At 63.7% G+C, this 20375-nt stretch carries 19 protein-coding genes; 7 read left to right on the forward strand and 12 right to left on the reverse strand.

Going from position 1 to position 20375, the window contains the following annotated elements; translation table 11 throughout:
* Position 1 precedes the first annotated feature (1 nt).
* Genes AC1DSF_RS14865 through AC1DSF_RS14880 form a run of 4 tightly spaced genes read left to right on the forward strand, consistent with a single transcriptional unit; the run spans position 2 to position 3066 of the window.
* Complete coding sequence (locus tag AC1DSF_RS14865; RefSeq protein ID WP_478183025.1) at positions 2-655, forward strand: amino acid ABC transporter permease; 654 nt, start codon at positions 2-4, stop codon at positions 653-655.
* Positions 639-1421 carry an amino acid ABC transporter ATP-binding protein gene (locus AC1DSF_RS14870; RefSeq protein WP_478183026.1) on the forward strand — a complete coding sequence of 261 codons (783 nt, stop codon included), beginning with the start codon at positions 639-641 and terminating at the stop codon, positions 1419-1421. Before AC1DSF_RS14865 ends, AC1DSF_RS14870 begins: the two co-directional genes overlap by 17 nt.
* 48 nt (positions 1422-1469) lie before the next feature.
* Entirely contained in the window at positions 1470-2048 is a 579-nt protein-coding gene (locus AC1DSF_RS14875) for a DUF1439 domain-containing protein (protein WP_478126946.1), read from the forward strand.
* A gap of 13 nt (positions 2049-2061) precedes the next feature.
* Positions 2062-3066: a glycerophosphodiester phosphodiesterase gene (locus tag AC1DSF_RS14880; RefSeq protein ID WP_478126947.1), complete on the forward strand. Its 1005-nt coding sequence runs from the start codon at positions 2062-2064 to the stop codon at positions 3064-3066.
* Positions 3067-3088: 22 nt separating this feature from the next.
* Here AC1DSF_RS14880 and AC1DSF_RS14885 read toward each other — a convergent pair whose 3' ends face one another.
* A complete protein-coding gene (locus AC1DSF_RS14885) occupies positions 3089-3559 on the reverse strand; it encodes a Cd(II)/Pb(II)-responsive transcriptional regulator (RefSeq protein ID WP_478126948.1) in 471 nt (156 codons plus the stop codon).
* Between the two features lie 184 nt (positions 3560-3743).
* Here AC1DSF_RS14885 and AC1DSF_RS14890 point away from each other — a divergent pair, with 184 nt between their 5' ends.
* Entirely contained in the window at positions 3744-4760 is a 1017-nt protein-coding gene (locus AC1DSF_RS14890; protein ID WP_478183027.1) for a P1 family peptidase, read from the forward strand.
* Here the strand turns inward: AC1DSF_RS14890 and AC1DSF_RS14895 are convergent.
* Complete coding sequence (locus AC1DSF_RS14895) at positions 4730-5131, reverse strand: hypothetical protein (RefSeq protein ID WP_478183028.1); 402 nt, start codon at positions 5129-5131, stop codon at positions 4730-4732. The two genes, AC1DSF_RS14890 and AC1DSF_RS14895, sit on opposite strands and share 31 nt — an antisense overlap.
* Positions 5132-5163: 32 nt before the next feature.
* Between AC1DSF_RS14895 and AC1DSF_RS14900 the strand changes: the two genes are divergently transcribed.
* Positions 5164-6537, forward strand: coding sequence for a TAXI family TRAP transporter solute-binding subunit (locus AC1DSF_RS14900; protein ID WP_478126950.1), 1374 nt, complete (start codon positions 5164-5166; stop codon positions 6535-6537).
* A gap of 18 nt (positions 6538-6555) precedes the next feature.
* Here AC1DSF_RS14900 and AC1DSF_RS14905 read toward each other — a convergent pair whose 3' ends face one another.
* Both AC1DSF_RS14905 and ettA read right to left on the reverse strand, forming a co-directional pair.
* Positions 6556-7908: a PQQ-dependent sugar dehydrogenase gene (locus AC1DSF_RS14905; protein WP_478183029.1), complete on the reverse strand. Its 1353-nt coding sequence runs from the start codon at positions 7906-7908 to the stop codon at positions 6556-6558.
* Positions 7909-7994: 86 nt separating this feature from the next.
* On the reverse strand, positions 7995-9656 hold the full coding sequence (gene ettA, locus AC1DSF_RS14910; RefSeq protein WP_478126952.1) for an energy-dependent translational throttle protein EttA: 1662 nt from the start codon (positions 9654-9656) through the stop codon (positions 7995-7997).
* 278 nt (positions 9657-9934) lie between these two features.
* On the opposite strand from ettA, the gene AC1DSF_RS14915 reads away from it, so the two are divergent.
* Positions 9935-11743, forward strand: coding sequence for a DEAD/DEAH box helicase (locus tag AC1DSF_RS14915; RefSeq protein WP_478183030.1), 1809 nt, complete (start codon positions 9935-9937; stop codon positions 11741-11743).
* A 79-nt stretch (positions 11744-11822) separates the two neighbouring features.
* Here the strand turns inward: AC1DSF_RS14915 and AC1DSF_RS14920 are convergent, their stop codons facing one another.
* The 8 genes from AC1DSF_RS14920 to AC1DSF_RS14955 form a co-directional block, all read right to left on the reverse strand.
* Positions 11823-12893 carry an ABC transporter ATP-binding protein gene (locus tag AC1DSF_RS14920; RefSeq protein ID WP_478183031.1) on the reverse strand — a complete coding sequence of 357 codons (1071 nt, stop codon included), beginning with the start codon at positions 12891-12893 and terminating at the stop codon, positions 11823-11825.
* Between the two features lie 15 nt (positions 12894-12908).
* On the reverse strand, positions 12909-13760 hold the full coding sequence (locus AC1DSF_RS14925) for a carbohydrate ABC transporter permease (RefSeq protein ID WP_478126955.1): 852 nt from the start codon (positions 13758-13760) through the stop codon (positions 12909-12911).
* A 16-nt stretch (positions 13761-13776) separates the two neighbouring features.
* A complete protein-coding gene (locus AC1DSF_RS14930; protein WP_478126956.1) occupies positions 13777-14658 on the reverse strand; it encodes a carbohydrate ABC transporter permease in 882 nt (293 codons plus the stop codon).
* A 30-nt stretch (positions 14659-14688) separates the two neighbouring features.
* Entirely contained in the window at positions 14689-16065 is a 1377-nt protein-coding gene (locus tag AC1DSF_RS14935; RefSeq protein WP_478126957.1) for an ABC transporter substrate-binding protein, read from the reverse strand.
* Between the two features lie 71 nt (positions 16066-16136).
* On the reverse strand, positions 16137-16883 hold the full coding sequence (locus tag AC1DSF_RS14940; RefSeq protein ID WP_478126958.1) for a FadR/GntR family transcriptional regulator: 747 nt from the start codon (positions 16881-16883) through the stop codon (positions 16137-16139).
* 8 nt (positions 16884-16891) lie between these two features.
* Entirely contained in the window at positions 16892-17860 is a 969-nt protein-coding gene (locus AC1DSF_RS14945; protein ID WP_478183032.1) for a 2-hydroxyacid dehydrogenase, read from the reverse strand.
* Between the two features lie 115 nt (positions 17861-17975).
* Positions 17976-19460 carry an N-acyl-D-amino-acid deacylase family protein gene (locus AC1DSF_RS14950; protein WP_478183033.1) on the reverse strand — a complete coding sequence of 495 codons (1485 nt, stop codon included), beginning with the start codon at positions 19458-19460 and terminating at the stop codon, positions 17976-17978.
* Positions 19460-20362: a MurR/RpiR family transcriptional regulator gene (locus tag AC1DSF_RS14955; RefSeq protein ID WP_478183034.1), complete on the reverse strand. Its 903-nt coding sequence runs from the start codon at positions 20360-20362 to the stop codon at positions 19460-19462. The genes AC1DSF_RS14950 and AC1DSF_RS14955 overlap by 1 nt, the downstream gene beginning before the upstream one ends.
* Positions 20363-20375 lie beyond the last annotated feature (13 nt).

Genomic DNA, 20375 nt, shown 5'->3' on the forward strand with positions numbered 1-20375 from the left:
CATGAGCGATTTCTCTCTTTGGGACATCCTGCGCAATCTGTTGATGGCGTTGCGCTGGACCGTCGTGCTCTCGCTGATCGCCTTCGTCGGCGGTGGCGTGGTCGGCGGGCTGCTGCTCTTCGGGCGGCTTTCCGGCGGACGCGTGGCCGAACGATTGATCAGCCTGTACGTGCAGGTCTTCCAGGGCACGCCGCTGCTGATGCAGCTCTTCCTTGCGTACTTCGGCATTGCACTTTTCGGCATCGATGTTTCCGCATGGACTGCGGCATCAGTGGCATTGACGCTCTACACCAGCGCTTTCCTGACCGAAATCTGGCGCGGCTGCGTGGCGTCGATTCCCAAAGGCCAGTGGGAGGCTTCCGGCAGCCTCGCATTGAGTTTCACCGAACAGATGCGCCACGTGGTCCTGCCGCAGGCGGTCCGCATCGCCATCGCGCCGACAGTCGGCTTCCTGGTGCAGGTGATCAAGGGCACGGCGCTGGCATCCGTCATTGGCTTCGTCGAACTCACCAAGGCGGGAAGCATGATCTCGAATGCGACTTTCAAGCCCTTCATCGTGTTCAGCTGTGTCGCCCTGCTCTACTTCGTGCTGTGCTTTCCAGTGAGCCTGTACGCCAAGAACCTCGAGAGGAAATTCCATGGCGCCCGTCGCTGAAGCACTCGCACAGGCCGTTGAGTCGTCCGCTGCGCCCGTCGTGCGCATTACCGCATTGCGCAAGTCCTATGGCAGCAATGAAGTGCTCAAGGGCATCGATCTCGAAGTCAGGCGTGGCGAGGTGATCGCCATCATCGGCAAGAGCGGATCGGGCAAGAGCACGCTCCTGCGTTGCATCAACGGGCTCGAAGCGTTCCAGGAAGGCTCCCTGACAGTCGATGGCAAGCCGCTGCTGCACGAAAGCGCGATGGCAATGCGCGACTTGCGGCAGCGCGTGGGCATGATCTTCCAGAGCTTCAATCTCTTTCCGCACCTGACCGTCGGGCGCAACGTGATGCTCGCACCTACGCTGGTCAAGAAGCGCAGCACGACGGAGGCGGCGTCGCAAGCGCGCAAGCTGCTCACGCGTGTCGGCTTGGCGGAAAAGTTCGACGCCATGCCGGACCAGCTCTCCGGCGGCCAGCAGCAGCGGGTCGCGATTGCACGCGCCTTGGCGATGGAACCTGCCGTGCTGCTGTGCGACGAAATCACATCCGCACTTGACCCAGAGCTTGTAGGCGAAGTGCTGCGGGTCGTCGAATCGCTCGCCGTCGAAGGCATGACGCTCTTGATGGTGACGCACGAGATGAGCTTCGCGCGAAAGGTCAGCGATCGGGTCATCTTCATGCACCAGGGCCGCGTGCATGAGATGGGACCGCCGGGCGAGCTCTTCGGCAATCCTCGGACCGCCGAATTGAAACAGTTCCTTTCGTCGCTGCGCGACTGAGGCCAAGGACGGCGGGGAACCCGCCGGTTATGGCAAGCTCGGAGCGGTATGCGCAACCGCTCTCCCCTCCGTTCCCGACGTCTCTTGCTGCAGGCGCTGCTGGGCGCCGCCGCCTTTCCGGCCGCTTTCCCCGCGATGGCCGGCTTCAACTTCTTCACCAGCGAATACACCGCGAGCCGCGACGAACTCCAGGCGCAGATCGCCAAGCGTTTTCCAGTGCAGAAGCACTATGCGGAGATCTTCACCGTCAGCTTGCGTGATCCTCGACTGGGCCTCGATGCCCGCGAAAATCGCGCTGCGATCACGGCCCTGCTCATGATCAACAGCCCTCTGCTGCGGCCTTCGACGGTCGAAGGCATCGTCACCGTCAGCAGCGGACTCAAGTACGACGCACCTGCGCGCGCATTGCGCCTGGACAATCCGCAGGCCGATCGGATCGAACTGCAGGGCGTGACCGGACGCGATGCCGAGCGGCTTCAGCGTATCGGCGCTGTCGTTGCCCAGGAACTGCTGCGCGACCAGCCGTTGCGCACCTTCACCGCAGAGGAACTGACCGTCGGGCGCAAGACCTACGAGATCGGTGACATCACCGTGCAGGACGACGGCATCACCGTGCAACTCAAATGACAACGGAGATCGCATGATCGACTCGCTGCACCTACTTGTCCGAACTTGCCTGCCGTGGCTTGTTGCGGGCTCTTTGCTTGCTGGTTGCGCGTCGACCACGCAAGAGGCGAAGCCGCCCATCGACCTCCAGGCGCACCGGGGTGGACGCGCGCTCGCGCCGGAGAACACGCTTTCCGCTTTCCTGAATGCGATCGCATTGGGCGTAAACACGCTTGAACTGGACATCGGACTTACCGCTGACGACGTTGTCGTGATCTCGCACGACGTGGCGCTCAACCCCGATCACACGCGAGACGTGCAAGGCCGCTTTCTCGCTTCGAAGGGTCCGCCTTTGCGCACGCTGACGCTGGCGCAATTGCAGACCTACAACGTAGGGCTTATCAATCCTGACAGCAACTACGCCAAGCTCTTCCGCAAGCAACTGCCGCGCGACAGCGAACGCATTCCGACACTCGCCGCGTTGTTCGAGCGCGTCCAGAAAATGGGAGCGGACCAGATCCGCTTCAACATCGAGACCAAGGTCGATCCGACGCACCCTGAAGAAACCGCACCGCCTGACCGCATGGTGCGCGCCTTGCTCGCCGAGATCGACAAGGCAGGGATGGCGCAGCGCGTGACAATCCAGAGCTTCGACTGGCGCACGCTCGCGCTGGTCGCCGAGCAGGCACCACAGATGCCGCGCGCCTACCTCACGAGCGCAAGCACGCTCAAGGACAGCCGCTGGACCGCGGGCCTGCGGGTCGAAGACTTCGGCTCTGTTCCTCGCCTGGTGAAAGCGGCGGCCGGCGACGCCAAGGGGCCAGTGATCTGGTCGCCCGCGTTCAACAGCCTCACCGCCGCCCTCGTGAAAGAAGCGCATGGGCTGGGCCTCCAGGTGCTGCCGTGGACTGTGAACGAACGCGCAGACATGGCGCGGCTGATGGATTGGGGCGTGGACGGGATCATCACCGACGATCCGGCCATTCTTCGCGACGTGATGAGCGAGCACGGCATGCCGCTACCGGCCCGGAATCGCTAGGCCCGCCAAGCCCTGTGCGGCACTACACGTGACGGGCAGTGCGAGTACGCGGCGCATCGGCCGGCTGCCGATCCGCTCGCGCATGCAGGGTTTCGATGATGTGGCATTGCGCATCGGTGCCGTCGCAGCAGTCGCGCAACGCAATCAGGTCTTTTTCGAGCGTGCGCAACTCGCGCAGGCGTTCGCGCACGTGGCCGAGATGCGCATCGAGCGCCACGCAGGCGGCCTCGCAATCGGCCTTGCTGCGCAAGTCGAGCGCAAGCAAGGTGCGCACTTCGTCGAGCGACATGTCCATCGCGCGGCACAGCCGGATAAAGCGTAAGCGATGCACATCGGCGTCGCCGTAGATGCGATAGCTGTTGTCGCTGCGCGCCTGGGGCTCGATGAGCCCTTCTTTTTCGTAGTAGCGGATGTTGGCGGCGCTCACGCCGCTCTGGGCGGCAGCGTCGCCGATGCGCAGCCCCTGTCCGGCAATCTTTGTTGGGTTGACCACGGGTCGGCCTCGAGTGACTTCAATGTCCGGATGGTGGCATTTCGCGGAAATCGCGGCAAGTTACGCCGAACTTCTGTGGATAACGTTGTGGGTTGAGCAAGGACTGCCATCCGCAAACGACCGCCCCATGCGGCTCCTGGCTGAGTTGCCTGCCAAACAGGCAATGAGCAACCATAATCGTCCGATGCGCGATTTCCCTACCTCATCGGCGCCCGGCGCGGGCGCCATCACCGATGTCGCCGGCATCGAAGTCGGCCATTTCACCGATCCACGCCGGCCGACAGGCTGCACGGTCATTCTTGCGCGCGACGGCGCGGTCGCCGGCGTTGACGTGCGTGGCGCCGCGCCCGGAACCCGCGAGACGGACCTGCTCGCGCCTGGCAACCTCGTTCAGCAGATTCATGCCGTGATGCTCGCCGGCGGCAGCGCCTGGGGGCTGGCCGCCGCAGACGGTGCGATGCGCTGGCTCGAAGAGCGTGGCGTGGGGCTCGACGTGCGCTACGGCACGCTGCCGATCGTGCCTGCCGCGGTGCTGTTCGACCTTCCCGTCGGCGACGCGCGCATCCGGCCCGACGCGGCCGCGGGTTACGCGGCGTGCGAAGCGGCCTCCGCCGCAGCGCCTGCGGAGGGCAACGTCGGTGCCGGCAGCGGAGCGCTCGTCGGCAAGCTGTTTGGCATACATCGCGCGATGAAAGGCGGCGTCGGCACCGCCTCGGTCACGGTCAACGGAGTCACTGTCGGCGCGCTGATCGCCTGCAACGCACTCGGTGATGTGATCGACCCCGATACAGCGCAAGTGGTGGCCGGAGCGCGCACCGAAGACGGCACTGCACTCCTCGACACGCGTCGCGCCCTGCTTCGCGGCGAATTTCCCAAGCCGCTGCTCGCGGGCACCAACACCACGCTGGGCGTCATCGCGACCGATGCCGCGCTTACGAAGGTGCAGGCCAACAGGCTCGCCACCGTGGCGCACGACGGCCTCGCACGCGCCATCAACCCGGTACACACGATGAGTGACGGCGACACCTTGTTCGCGCTTGCGACGGGGCGCGTGCCGCTGGAGGGCGACGCGCCGGGCATGACAGTGTTGAGCGCGATGGCGGCCGAAGTCGTGGCGCTAGCGACGGTGCGCGCTGTGCGAGCGGCACACGCCGTGCGCATCGGAGAGCATCACTTTCCTTGCGCTGCGGACCTGGGTTGAAGCAAGTTTCTGCAGCCGCGCGTGCCAGGCTGGAAATGAACCACCGCGATCAGCAGCAGCGCGCCCACCCCTGCACATAGAAGGAACTTCGCCGGTGAAATGATCGGAAACAGTTCGCGCCCGACGATCAGCAAGAGCAGCGAGATCCCAAGGACTGCCGTGAGCATCCTGCCCGCAAAAAGCAAACGAGTCTGGAGGTGATTCATGGTGCACGTATTGGACGTGCCGCCTGCTTTTCCATCAATCATCCATGCGGATGAGGCGATGGCCGACTGATCGAACCGAAGCCCTATGCCGGACATGCCTGTGCAAGCGCTTTGTAACCAGCACCGGCCCGAATCAACTGAAAATGCCGCTGCCGCAAATGGCACGCCCCCGTCCCGAGTCTCTCCCACGCCCGCGCATGCCCCAACCCATTCGACTCTTCCTCCTCTCCATCCGCGACCTGCTCGCGTCGGCCGGACCGGTCGTCTTCCTCGTCATTGGCCTGCTGGTCGCGGCGTATTGGTGGCTTCAGCCGCAACCGCCGAAGACTGTGACGCTTGCAACTGGGCCATCCGGCAGCGCCTACGCCGGGTTCGGCAAGCGGTATGCGGCGGCACTCAAGACCAATGGCATCGAGGTGGTGCAGAAGCCGACCGACGGCTCCTTCGACAATCTGCAACTGCTTCGCAGCGGTGAAGCCGACGTGGCTTTCGTCCGTGGCGGCAGCGCCGACCCGGTGAAGGACGAGGAGGCCGGCCTGACCTCGCTCGGAAGCCTGTTCTTCGAGCCACTTTGGTTCTTCTATCGCACCGACGCGGCACGCGGCATCGATCGCAAGACGGCAACCCTGACGTCGCTCACCCAGTTCCAGGATCTGCGCATCAACGTCGACAAGCCGGGGAGCGGCGTGCCGGAGATCATGGACAGGATGTTCCGCGCCAATCACATGGACCCGGCCAAGCTCGAGTTGTCCAACTTGGAGCAGACGCCGGCCACGGAGGCGCTGCAGGCCGGCCTGCTCGACGTCATCGTGCTGGCATCGGCGCCGCAATCGCCGCTCGTGCAGCGGCTGCTGCGCGCGCCCGACATCCAGTTGATGGACTTTGCCCAGAGCGATGCCTATTCGCGCCGCTTTCCTTTTCTTCAGCCGGTGACGCTGCCGCGCGGCGTGGTCGACCTGGCCGCCGATCTGCCGTCGCACGACATTTCGCTGCTTGCCGCAACGACGTCGTTGCTGTCGCGCGAGGAGACGCACCCCGCCATCCGGCAGCTTTTCGCGCAGAGTGCGCAAACGCTGCATGGCGGATCGGGCTGGTTCAACCGCGCGCGCGATTTTCCGAACACCCGCACCAGCGAACTGCCGGTGAGCCCCGAAGGCGATCGCGCCATCAACGGCACCCCGCCTTTCTGGCAACGGTATCTCCCTTTCTGGGCGAGCAACCTCGTCGAACGGATGTGGCTGGTGCTCGGCGGCTTGCTGGTGCTGATGCTGCCCTTGAGCCGCATCGTGCCGCCGCTCTATCAGTTTCGCGTGCGTCGGCGTGTGTTTCGCTGGTATGCGAGATTGCGCGATGTGGAAGCCAGGCTCGAGTCGCAGAGCGGCGATGCGGACGCACTTCTGAAGGAACTCGATGCGCTGGACCGCCGCGTCAACCAGGTGGCTGTTCCGCTGTCGTATGCGGATGAGCTGTATGCGCTGCGGAACAACATCTACGCCGTGCGCAAACGCATCCTGGCGCGTGCGCAGGTCGACGAAGACCCGGACGCGTGGCCTGAGCCCGGCTCCGCCTGAAGGCCCCTCGATCCTTCGCTAACGCTGCAGTCGCAGCAGCTTGCCGCTGGTGCTGTCGGTCAGCAGATAAAGCCATCCGTCCGGGCCTTGCCGGACGTCGCGAATACGCTCGCCGCGGTCGGCAAGCAAGCGTTCGCGTGACACAACCGTGTTGCCATTGAGGGTGAGGCGCCATAACGCGGTGCCGGCCAGCGCGCCGATGAAGAGATTGCCCTTCCAGTCCGGAAGAGCGTCGGCGGTATAGAAGGCCATTCCGCTGGGGGCGATCGACGACTTCTGCGTTCCCGGTGTCCAGGTGGAGCCATCGATTTCTTCCCAGTAGGTCAATGGCTGCTCCATGCCCGCTTTGGCGGTCCCCTCGCCCACTTGGGTCAAGGTGCCGTACTCCTGGCCATAGCTGATGATGGGCCATCCGTAGTTCCGGCCCGCCAGCGTCAGGTTGACTTCATCGCCGCCTTGCGGACCGTGCTCGCTGGTCCAGAGGTCGCCCGTCACGGGATGCAGCGCAGCGCCCTGCGGATTGCGGTGCCCATAGCTCCAGATATGGGGCTGGGCACCGGGCGTCACCAGGAACGGATTGCCCGGCGCCGGCGCGCCATCGGTGGTGATTCGCACAACCTTGCCGTTGCCGCGTGAGAGATCCTGCGCAAATCCACGTTGCGTATCGAGTTCCCGCTCACCCATCGTCACGAAAAGATAGCCGTTCCGATCGAAGGCGAGACGCGAGCCGAAGTGCGCAGTGCTGTCCACTTTGGGCGACTGGCGATAGATGACGACGAGATTGCCGAGGCTCAGGTGCTCCGTGTCCAGTTCGGCCCGCGCGACGGCGGTGCCATTGAGGTTCGGATCGGCCCCGTCGCGCTCCGAGAAGCTGAAGTAAATCCGCCGATTGCTTGCAAACGCCGGATCGAGCACCACGTCGAGCAATCCACCCTGCCCCACTGCCGCGACGGCCGGAACGCCACTGATCCGATCGGCTCCGCCATTGGCCGGCGTGCCGTCCGCGTTGCGCAGCCTCAACTGCCCGCCGCGTTGCGTGATCAGCATGCGGCCGTCAGGCAGGAACGCGAGGCTCCAAGGAGTGTCGAGATCGGTTGCGAGTTCGACGACCTTTACGACCATCGGTGACGATGGCGGCGCGGTGGCAGGAGTCGAGGGGTTCGCGGGGCCAGGCGGGGCGCCGCTGGTGGAAGGCGTCGAAGGGGCCGGCGTTGCGCTGCCACCAGGCGCAGGCGCCCCTGTCGAAGGCGCCGCCGAGGGGCCGGCAGCGACGCCAAGGGCCCCGGGCGAAAAGCCCCCGCCCCCACCGCCGCCTCCACACCCAGCCAGGAGGGCGCACGCCATCACGAAGCATCGCGTCGTCAAGTTCATGTCCACCTCCTCGGCGCTTATCACGCCAAGCTGGAAATGCGATTGAAACCGCGGTGCCGACCGGCACCGCCGACGCCAAGACTCTACTACTTGAGCGCCTTGAAGCGCATCCGGTGCGGCTTGGCACCCTCTTCGCCGAGTCGCTTTTTCTTGTCGGCTTCGTATTCCTGATAGTTGCCGTTGAAGAAAGTCCACTGGCTATCGCCTTCAGCGGCCAGGATGTGCGTCGCGATGCGGTCGAGGAACCAGCGATCGTGGCTGATCACCAGCACCGAGCCCGCGAATTCGAGCAGCGCGTCTTCCAGCGCGCGAAGCGTTTCGACGTCCAAGTCGTTCGACGGTTCGTCCAGCATCAGCACGTTGCCGCCCGCGATGAGCGTCTTGGCCAGGTGCAGCCGCCCGCGTTCACCGCCGGAAAGCGTGCCAACCTTCTTCTGCTGGTCCGCACCGTTGAAGTTGAAGCGCCCCGCATACGCACGGCTCGGCATCTGGAACTTGCCGACGTTGATGATGTCCAGGCCGTTCGAGATGTCTTCCCAAACGGTCTTCTCGTTCCCGAGTGCATCGCGGTTCTGGTCGACGAACGCCATCTTGACGGTCTGCCCGATGACCACCTCGCCCGCGTCCGGCTTTTCCTTGCCGGCGATGAGCTTGAAGAGCGTCGACTTGCCGGCGCCGTTCGGGCCGATGATGCCGACGATCGCGCCGGCGGGAATTTCGAAGCTCAGGTTGTCGATCAGCACCCGATCGCCAAAGGATTTGGTGACGTTCTTGAACTCGATCACCTGATTGCCCAGACGCTCCGCCACAGGAATGAAGATTTCCTGCGTTTCGTTGCGCTTCTGGTATTCGAAGTCGCTCAGTTCCTCGAACCGGGCAAGGCGGGACTTGCTCTTGGCCTGCCGCGCCTTGGGGTTCTGGCGCGACCACTCGAGTTCCTTTTTCAGGGCCTTGGCGTGGGCTTCTTCGCTCTTCTGCTCCTGCGCCAGGCGTTCGCCCTTCTGCTCGAGCCAAGTACTGTAGTTGCCCTTCCATGGAATGCCGCGGCCACGGTCGAGTTCGAGAATCCATTCGGCGGCGTTGTCGAGGAAGTAGCGATCGTGGGTAATGGCCACCACGGTGCCCGGAAAACGCTGCAGGAACACTTCGAGCCACTCGACAGATTCGGCGTCCAGGTGGTTGGTCGGTTCATCGAGCAGCAGCATGTCGGGCTTGCTCAGCAGCAGGCGGCACAGCGCGACCCGGCGCTTTTCGCCGCCCGACAGCACGCCGATGTTGGCGTCCCATGGCGGCAGTCGCAGCGCATCGGCAGCGATTTCGAGCTGGTGCTCCGAGTCGGTGCCGGCGGTGGCGATGATGGCTTCCAACTCAGCCTGTTCAGCCGCAAGTGCGTCGAAGTCGGCATCTTCGGCACCATAGGCCACGTACACCTCTTCGAGGCGCGCCTTGGCGGCATAGACCGCGCCCATGGCTTCCTCGACCGATTCGCGCACGCTGTGCGCCGGATTGAGCTTGGGTTCCTGTTCGAGGTAGCCGATGGTGAGACCGGGCATCGGCAGGGCTTCGCCCTCGATTTCCTTGTCTATGCCGGCCATGATCTTCAGCAGGGAAGACTTGCCAGAGCCGTTCAGGCCCAGCACGCCGATCTTTGCGCCGGGAAAAAACGAAAGCGAGATGTCCTTCAAGATCTGCCGCTTGGGCGGCACGGTCTTGCTGACCTTGTTCATTGTGTAGACGTACTGGGCCATCAGATTGCTTGCATTTCAGAAGGTGGGAGGGATTGCGTTCACCGAGAAACGGCGCGCCGAACATCGATTATCGACTCATGCGACAATCGCGTCTGTTGCCGGGTCCAGTTGCCCGCAACACCGGCTCTCCGCCGGGGACGAAGAAGGCCATTCCCTCGACAAAGGGCGGGCTTTCAGGCTCCCACTCCTGACCTTCATCCGCCTTTACTGGCTCGACGTCAACGTGACGACCGAGCGGGCGGATACCACTGCGCCGTGTAGGGCGCTTATTGAACTCAATGAACTTTGATGAACTGAAGCTGGCCCCGGCCATCTTGAAAGCCGTGCATGAGCAAGGCTACGAAAATCCCACGCCGATCCAGGCGCAAGCGATTCCCGCCGTCCTCGACGGCCATGACCTTCTGGGCGGCGCCCAGACCGGCACCGGCAAGACCGCTGCCTTCACCCTCCCCCTGCTGCACAAGCTCACCATGAGCCGCAGCGCCACCAACAAGTTCGGCGGCACAGGCATCCGCGCCCTCGTGCTGACACCCACGCGTGAACTCGCAGCGCAGGTCGAAGAGTCCGTTCGCACCTACGGCAAGTACCTTCAGCTCAGCTCGACCGTGATCTTCGGCGGCGTCGGCATGAACCCGCAGATCAGCAAGCTCAAGAGCGGTGTCGACATTCTGGTCGCAACGCCCGGCCGCCTGCTCGACCTGCAGCAGCAAGGCATGCTTGATCTCTCGACCGTGCAGATGCTGGTGCTCGACGAAGCCGATCGCATGCTCGACATGGGCTTCATCCACGACGTCAAGAAAATCCTCGCTCTGGTGCCCAAGGAAAAGCAAAGCCTGCTCTTCTCGGCCACTTTCAGCGACGAGATCCGCGACCTCGCCGCAACGCTGCTGAAGAATCCGCAGAGCATCCAGGTCACGCCGCGCAACACGACCGTGCAGCGCATCACCCAAGTGATCCACCCAGTGGGCCGCACGAAGAAGAAGGCGATCCTCGCGCACATCATCAACGAGCACAACTGGAGCCAGGTGCTCGTATTCACACGCACCAAGTTCGGCGCCAACAGTGTGGCTGAGTTCCTGACCAAGAACGGCATCCAGGCGATGGCGTTGCACGGCAACAAGAGCCAGAGCGCACGCACCCAGGCACTCGCCGGCTTCAAGAGCGGCGAGATCCGCGCCTTGGTCGCGACCGACATCGCGGCGCGCGGCATCGACATCGACGAGCTGCCGCACGTCGTCAACTACGAAATCCCCAACGTCAGCGAAGACTACGTCCACCGCATCGGCCGCACCGGCCGCGCGGGGGCGAGCGGCGAGGCTGTGAGCCTGGTCTGCCTCGATGAAGAAGGTTTCATGCAGGAAATCGAGCGCTTCACGAAGCAGCAGATTCCGGTCAAGCCGATCGAAGGTTTCGGCCCTGAAGAAGGCGAGCGCGCCGAGCCGATCGCGATGGGACGTCAGACGATCTGGGGCGGCGCCGGTCGCCCGCCGAGCCGTGAAGTGATGCAGGCCGCGGCCAAGGCGGCGCGCCAGGAAATGATGCAACGCATCCGCGAGAACAAGGGCGGACAAGGCGAACGCGCTGGTAGCGGCAACGGCGGCGGCATTGGCGGTGGTCAGCGCCGCGGCGCTGGTAACGGCCAAGGCCAGGGCGCTCCTGCCGGGCGCAACGGCGGTGGGCAAGGTCAAGGCGCTCGTGGCCAGGGCGGCCGCGGCCAAGGTCCGGCACGTGGGCCGCAAGGACCGGCGCGCGCGCCGCACCACGCGCCGACGCACCATCACGCGCACGATCATCACGAGGAACGCCAGCCGCGCCATCACGGCAACAGCCACAGCCCAACGCAAGCGGATGCGGTCGCGCACCTGCGTGCAGAAGCAGTCGGCGGTGCCGCAGGCCAGCCTGATCCGTTGCGCACCAGCGTCGACAGCCTTGGCGGCCGCGGCCGCCGTGGCGGCGGCGGCGGCGGTGGCGGCTACGGCGGCAACCGTTCCGGTGGCGGCCGTTCAGGCGGCGGCGGCGGTGGTCGCTCCGGCGGCGGGTACGGCGGTGGCGGCGGCTACGGCGGTGRCCGCTCATCCGGTCGCTGAGTTCGACCATTCATCAGAAAAGGGCGCCAAGGCGCCCTTTTTCAATGAGACTGCCGTCCAGGCACCACCGGAGAGGCCTTCACCCCAACCGCTTCCCGCTCTCCCGGTCAAACAGATGCACGCTCTCGCTCGCAATCACGAGCCCGACCATCTGATCAGGCTCGGCATCCACCCGCCCATGAATGGCGAGCGTGATCTTCGCTTCACCCACTTCAACAAGCAACTCAGTCTCCGCACCGGTCGGCTCCACGACGACCACCTTCGCCGGCACGCCGTTTGAAACATCCGACAGCGTCATGTCTCCCGGCCGAACGCCGTAGTGCACGGCCTTCCCGTCTGCCGCCAAAGCACCCGCAGGCACCGGCCACATCGCACCATGCGCCTCGACGGCGCAGTGTCCGTTGCTGCGCCTCACGGTTCCTTCGATCACGTTCATTGCCGGTGATCCGATGAACTGCGCGACGAAGAGGTTGTCGGGCCGGTCGTAGAGTTCGAGCGGCGTGCCGATCTGCTCGACCGCGCCGTCGTGCATGACGACGATGCGATCGGCCATCGTCATCGCCTCGATCTGGTCATGCGTGACGTACACAGTCGTCGTCTTCAGGCGTTGATGCAGCGCCTTGATTTCGGCGCGCATCGCGACGCGCAGCTTGGCGTCGAGATTGGACAACGGCTCATCAAAGAGAAACACCTTCGGGTCGCGCACAATCGCGCGCCCCATGGCGACGCGTTGCCGCTGGCCGCCCGACAGCTCTCGGGGGTAGCGTCCGAGCAGTTTGTCAAGGTTGAGGATCTTCGCCGCATCCGCCACGCGTTTCTCTGTCACGCCCTTGTCGGCATTGCGAAGCCGAAGGCTGAAGCCCATGTTTTCGCCGACGGTCATGTGCGGATAGAGCGCGTAGCTCTGGAACACCATCGCGATGTCGCGGTCCTTCGATTCGAGTTCGTTAACCACCCGGCCGTCGATCATGATCTCGCCACCGGAGATGTCTTCCAGCCCTGCAAGCATGCGCAGCAGCGTCGACTTGCCGCAGCCGGACGGACCGACCAGCACGACGAACTCCCCATCCTCGATCTCGAAACCGAGCCGCTCGATGATCCGCGTCTTGCCGTATGACTTTTGGACGTTCTGAAAAGTGACTGAAGCCATGTTGTTGTCTTTCCCTTAGCTCTTGACGGCACCGGCGGTAATGCCGCCGACCATGTAGCGTTTGAAGGTGTAGTAGATCGCAGCGGGAGGCAGCGCATAGATCAGGCCGGTGGCCATCAGTAGTTCCCAAGGGGAATCATCGGCCGCAAGGAAGTTGCCGAGCGCCACCGCGAGCGTCACGCTCCGGTCGTTCGACAGCAGCAAGAAGGCATAGAGGTATTCGTTCCAGGCCAGCAGCAGTGCATAGGTGCCAACTGCGACGAGCGAGGGCACCATCAGCGGCAGGTACACCATCCGGAAGAGCTGCAGGGGCGATGCGCCGTCCATGCGCGCGGCTTCGTCGAGTTCATACGGCAGCTTGTCCGAAGCCTGCTTGAGCACCCAGATGCAGTACGGCGACGCGATGGTCACCATCGCGAGGATCAACGACCACTGGCTGTTGAGCAGCCCATAGTTGCCCATCGTCTTGTACATCGGCACTGCGAGGAAGGCTGCAGGGATGAAGTACGTGAAGAGCGCCATGTTCATCACCGTGCGCCCTCCCTTGACGCGCAACCGGCTGATGGCGAAGGCCGAGGTGGTCGCGACGAACAGGGTAAGTGCGCCGACCGCAACGGCGATCAGCACGGAATTGCCGAGCTGCAGCCAGAAGTGGTCCAGATAGAAGTGCCTCTGATGAAAGACGGTGCTGAAGTTGTCCAGCGTGGGTGACTTGGGCCACAGGTGCCCGGACGTGGCCTCGCCGCGTGGCGAGATCGCGAACAGCACCATGTGATAGATGGGAATGATCGTCCACAGAAGGACGGGAATGCCGATCAGCAGGAGCTTGGCCTCGGTGCCGACGGACTTGAGCGTCCAGCGTTTCATTTCGCCCTCCAAGTGTTCATTTCGACAGCCTCTTCATCATGAAGTAGACAAGGGGCAGTACCAAGGGCATTGCGACGACGATCGATGCCATGGACAAGTCGACCTGGTCGAGCCGCAAATACCGGATGCCCAGCGTCGCAAGCACGTGCGTCAAGTCCGCGGGCCCTCCGCCAGTCAGCAGATAGACGCTGTTGAAATCGCCCAGCGTCCAGATCATCGACAGGATCAGCGACGTGACATACAACGTGCGCAGCGCCGGCCAGCTGATGAACTTGAACTTCTGCCACGACGTTGCGCCGTCGACCGATGCAGCCTCGTACTGCTCCGTCGGTATCGAAAGGCGCCCCGCGACCAGGATCAGCGTCCAGAAGGGCAGCGACTTCCAGATATGCATCAGCATCGCGAAGCTGAGCGCCAGCGTCGGGTCGTTCAGCCAGTTGGGCCCGTCGAGCCCCGTCAGGCGAAAGATGGTGGTGTTGATCACGCCCCACTCGGGGTTGAGCATGAACCGCACCGAAAGAATGGTCGGGATCGACGGCACGGCCCACGGCAGGATGAAGATCCCCGAAAGAATCTTGATCCACCAGCGCGACTGCACGAAGAAGCCCGAGAGCACCAGCGCCACCACCATCTTGAGATTGATGGCGACGACCAGGAAGATGATGGTGTTGATGACCGACCTGAAGAAGATCGGATCGGCCACCAGGTGCTCGTAGCTTTGCGGATGGCGTGCCAGCCACAGGCCATAGCACACCGGATAGAGAACGAAGACCAGGAACACCAGCAGGTAGGGGACGACCATCATCCGCCCCCAGAACTGCCAGCGCCCGGTTTTCGAGGCAGGCGTTGCGGCGGCGCCAGCAGCATTGGTCACGATGCTTGTTGCAGTGGAACTCATGGCAACCGCCGATCAGTATTGCAGTGTTGATTATTGAGCGACGGTCTTGATGCGCTCGATCATCTCGTCGACCGCCTTGTCCACCGGCACCTTGTCACTCACGATGCGGTTCATCGCCTTGGCCCACACGTTTTCGTTGTTCAGGATGGTGAACTTGTAGTTCTTCGTGAATTCGAAAGTCACCGTGCCGGCAGCGTACTGGTTGTAGACCGACTTGCGATGCGAATCGGCCTGCCAGAACGGGCTTGCCTGCCCCGCCTTGGTCACCGGGAACCAACGGCCGAGCGAGCCTTCGACGTACGGCGTGAGGTTTTCTTCCTGCATCAGGAAAGTCACGAACTCCTTCGCGCGCTGCTTGTTCTTGCCGTCCTTGAACACCACGCCGGTCTTCACCGCAGTGCGATAGACCATCTTGCTGCCATCAGGCTTCGTCGGAAAGCCGGCGGTGCGGATGCGCTCGAAGTAGTTCTTCTTGGCTTCCTCGCGCTGTTCAGGCGTGAGCGTCGCGTTGTTCGAGTCGTCGAGCCACTTGGCCGGCAGCGAGATGGTCGCGTTGTGCGTCATCACCGTCGTCTTGTTGTGGAAGGCGACGTTGTTGTCCGGGTCCTTCCAGCTCGTCGACGATGGCGGTGTGCAGCCCTTCTGGTAAGGCGCCACGTAATCGGTCATGGCGTTGATGAGGCCCGTGCGCACCGCAGGATCATCGACCAGCAGCTTGCCGCTGTCGTTCACCATCTTCACGTTGTAGGCGTCCGCGAAGGTCAGGAACGAGTAGAACGAATCACTCGAATCAACGCCCATGGGCATGCCGGTGCCGAAGAGGCGCTTGCCCGTCTTCTGGCGGACCGCCGGCTGGACCTTTTCGCACCAGAACGACCAGTAGTCCTTCCAGGTGGTCGGAATGTCCGACTCCTTGAAGCCTGCATCGGCCAGCATGTCGATCCAGTAGTTGATGTGCATCGTCTGCTGTTTGATCGGGAAGGCGTAGTAGGCCTTCGACTTCGTCGTGTTGTTGTAAAGGAACGTGGTCTCGACCGTGTTGGGCGCAAAGCGGCTCACCATGGGCGCGAGCACGCTGCTGATGTCTTCGAGCTTGTTGTCGTAAGCCCACTTGCCAGTCACCTGGAAGTCATAGACGTCGGCATAGGCCACATCGGGCGGGCTGCCCGAGTCGAGGGCCGACACGGTCTTCGGAATCATGTCCTGCACGGGATATTGGGACAGCTCGACCTTGACCCCCTTGTGCTTCTCCTCGAACTTCTTGATGGCCGCGAAGAGCGCCTCGTCTTCCGCCTTGTAGAAGCCCTTGACCCACCAGACGGTGAGCGTCTCCTGCGCCGACGCCTGGCCGGCGACCGCGAGGCCCATCGCCATCAGCGCGGGGATCATCAATGCCTTCAACTTCATGCTGCTGTCTCCTTCTTTGAACGGGATTGCTCGATGCACGAGCGCGGGTTGGAAAGCGAAACGGGTGCGCCTCAGGCTGTGGCCTTGAGTCGCTGTGGTGGACGACCGAGCCGAGGCAGGCGGCGTCGCGAGCGCAGAACTTCTTCGATGTCCTCGCGCGCGCCTTCGATCAGCCGGGTGATGGCCCGCTCGGCGCGCGCGGGGTTGTGGGCGATGACCGCGTCGAGCACGGCGCGATGCATCGGCAGCGACAACGCCGGGCCGTCCTTCTTGATGGTCGATATCTCGAAACTGGTGCGCAACAACGCATGCAGCGCCTTGCTCATCTGCGCGAGCATGCGATTGCGTGCGGCGCGCAGCAAGCCGTGATGAAAGCGCAAGTCGAAGGTCACGTAGTCGCCGCCGTACTCCACGGCTTCCTTCATGCCCGCATAGGCGATCTCGATCTCCTCGATATCTTCGGGCGTTGCGCGCTCGGCAGCGAGCCGCACGGCCGCAGGCTCGACGACGCGGCGCAGATCCTGAAGATCGCGCAGGAACTCCGGCGTGAGGCCCGCGCGGGCTTGCCAGGTGATGACGTCGGGGTCGAACCAATTCCATTCGTCGTCGGGCAGCACCCGCGTGCCGACCTTCGGTCCGGTCACGATGAGTCCCTTGGCAACGAGGGACTTCACGGCTTCGCGCACGACCGTGCGACTGACGCCGAACTCCTCGCACAGCAGCGGCTCGGCGGGCATCGGCGCACCAATCGCAAAGCGGCGCGAGACGATCGCCTCACCCAGCAGGTCCAGCGTACGGCCGTGGGTATTCTTGGTCATTCGCTGCCTCAGGCGTCCACGGGCGTCAGCAGCGGCGCACCGGAGAAATGCGCTTGCAGGTTGTCGAAGGTGAGCTTGCCCATGGCTTCGCGGGTTTGCTTCGTTGCGCTGCCGATGTGCGGCGTGAGCACCACGTTGGGCATGTTGCGCAAGGCTTCAGGCACGTTGGGTTCGTTCGCGAAGACGTCGAGCCCGGCGCCGGCAATCACGTTGTTGCGCAGTGCCTCGATCAATGCGGGTTCGTCGACCACGCTGCCGCGCGCAACGTTGATCAGATAGCCTTCGGGGCCCAGCGCCGCGAGAACGCGCGCGTCGATCATGCCTCGCGTCCCTGCGCCGCCCGGCGTGATCACCACCAGGAAATCAACAGCCGCTGCCAGAGCGGCAGCGTCGGGGTAGTAGGGGTAGCCGACATTGGCGCGAGGCGAACGCGCGGTGTAGGCGATCTCCATCTTGAAGGCGCTCGCACGCTGCGCGATCGCCTGGCCAATGCGTCCCATGCCCACAACGCCAAGACGGCTGCCCGTCACTTTGCGGCTGAGCGAAATGGGGCCGGCAGGCCATTCATTGGCACGCACGAAGCGATCTGCCTGAGGGATGCGACGCGCAACGGCGAGCAGCAACCCGATGGCGAGATCGGCCACGTCATCGTTCAGCACCTCGGGCGTATTCGTCACAGGCACGCCCCGCTCGTGGGCGGCGGCAACATCCACGCCGTCGTAGCCGACGCCGAAAACCGAAATGACTTCGAGTGCGGGCAGTTGCGCGATCAGCTCGCGCGGCACCTTCGCTTCGCCGTTGGCGACCACGCCTCGAATGCGCGGCGCGATGCCGGCGAATGCGGCAGGGTCGCTGACATGGATGCGGTCATGCACTGTGTAGTCACGGCGCAGCGCCTCCATGAGAAACGGCATCAAGGGAGCGACCACCAGCAGTTCCGGTCGAGCGGTCTCGTTGGCGGCATTGATGGCTGACATGCGTTCGTCCCTCCAGCCTTCCGGCGTTGTCGATTCTTATCATATGATGATTGAAATCGATGCCCCGCAGGACAAACCCTGATGGCGAAGTCAGCTCTGCGGCATCACTGGGGCGTCAAGCTGCCTTTGCACGGGCGACGAAGCGGCCCGCGCGCGCACCTGTCGCGCGCCCTACTCCTGTGTAGCTCAAGATACCGTTGACCCACACGCGCTCGATGCCTTCACTGAACTGGCGCGGCTGCTCGAATGTCGCGCCATCCTTGATGCGCAGCGGATCGAACACCACCACATCCGCCATGTAGCCCGCCTTCAGCAGGCCGCGCTCGCCGATGCGAAAGCGCGATGCCGACATGCCGGTCATCTTGTGGATCGCCTGTTCGAGCCGCAGCAAGCCCTTTTCTCGCCAATAGCTCGCAAGCACGCGCGGGAACGCACCCCACAGGCGCGGATGCGGCCTCTCGTCATGCGGCAAGCCATCGGAGCCGATCATCGAGAGCGGATGCAGCATGACGCGCTGCACATCGTCTTCACGCATCTGGAAGTAGCAAGCATTGCCAGGCTTGAGCCTCACAGCAGCCTCTTTCTGCGAAACGCCCCACTGAGAAGCAATGTCGGCCAGGTAGCGCCCGCCCATCTCGGGATGCGATTCACTGCCGGTGATCAGCACGTCGATGATCCCGTCGACCAGGTCTTCGCGCAACACGGTGGAGCCCGCCGTGTAGGGATACACATCCATGCCGATCTCCTGGCCGAGCGCGAGTTGCTCGATGAGCGGCAGCGTCTCGCGCGTGCGTCCCCAGTTGTCAGGGCCGGCGCACTTGTGATGGGAGATGACCAACGGCAAGCCGGACTGGCGCGCCGTCAGTGCCGCCTCTTGCAACGCAGGAAGAATGCCTGCCAGTTCGTCGCGGATGTGCGTCGCGTAGACGCCGCCATTGCGTGCAGCGACCGTGGCGACCGCGACAAGCTCATCGACGTCTGCGGCGTAGGCTTCCGCGTAGAACACGCCTGACGAGAGCCCCAAGGCGCCCGCATCCATCGCCTCTTGCATGCTCGCTGCCATTGCAGTGCGCTCAGTCTCATTGGCCGGTCGGTCGAGCGAGGCCATGTGACGCATGCGCAGCGCCGTGTGCCCGAGCAATGCGGCGACATTGACGCCCGGACGCGCAGCGTTCACTGCGTCGGCGTATTCATGCATCGTGCCGTGGCGGAACTGCTCGCGCCCCAACAGAGACAGCGGCGCCAAAGGTTCATCGGTCACAACAGGCGCGAGCGAAATGCCGCAGTTGCCGACGATGACCGTCGTCACGCCCTGCGAGAGCTTGGGCAGCATGTCGGCCTTCTCGATCGCGGCTGCATCGTCATGCGTGTGCACGTCGATGAACCCTGGCGCGATGACCATGCCGCTGCAGTCGATTTCTTCAACAGTGCCGCCCACGCGCAAGCTCGCAAGCAAGTCTGGAGGCGTTTCCCCGGGGGGAGCAACCGATGCGATGCGGTCACCGACCAGCAGCACATCGCCGAGCCAGCCTGGGCTGTCGCTGCCGTCGACGATCTGCCCGCTCTTGAGCAAGGTCGATTTGCCAATGTCTTGCGTCATCATCTCTCGTCGTCGAAGGTCTCGGTCGCGCCGGAATACTCGGCGCTGTCGAAGCCGTGCTTGTGAAGGAGCTGCTTGAATTGCTGCAGACCGCGCGTCGCGACCGGACCGAGCTTCTGCGCGAGCCGCACCATCAGTATTTCGATCACCACGAGATGCGCAAGGTATGCCTCGGTGCCCACGCGCATCACCGCATCCTGCGGCACCGACACGGCAAGCACGAAATCAGCGATCTCTGCCAGTTGGGTGCCAGGCTGCGTCAGCGCGACCACCGTAGCGCCCTGCGAACGCGCGAAGCGCGCAGCCTCCAGGGTGTAGGGCATGCGCCCGACGTGCGAGATGACGAAAGCGACCCCGTCCGGGCCTAACGTGCTTGCCGACACCAGTTGCTGGTGCGCGTCGAAGATCGCGTTCGACGTGCAGCCCAGACGAAAGAGCCGGCTTTGCAGTTCGCTCGCCATGAACGTGGACGCCGCGCCAACCGAGTAGCAATCGATGCGTCGCGCAGCGGCGAGTCGTGTCGCGACCTGATCGAGAACGTCGACATCGATGCGCCGGCCGAGTTCGGTCAACGACGAAACGGCCGCGTGAATGATCTTGCTCGCAACGTCGCCCGCGCTGTCTTCCGCCAGCACACTGCGGTGCAGGTACGAGCCGGTCACGGCAAGGTCCTGCGCCAGCGCGAGCATGAATTCGCGCACCGATTCAAATCCGAAGCTGCGGCAGGTCCGTACGATGGTCGGCATCGAAACACCCGCCTGCTGCGCGAGTTGCTCGACAGTCGCTGCGACGGCGGCGCGAGGGTCTTCGAGCACGCACTGCACGACACTGCGCTGCGCAGCCGGCAACTCGGCCATGCGTTCGCGCAGGCGTTGCAACAGTTGAGCGGACGGATTGTTCATTGCAGTGCAGCCT

It is taken from the genome of Variovorax sp. 01N429, assembly GCF_056399425.1.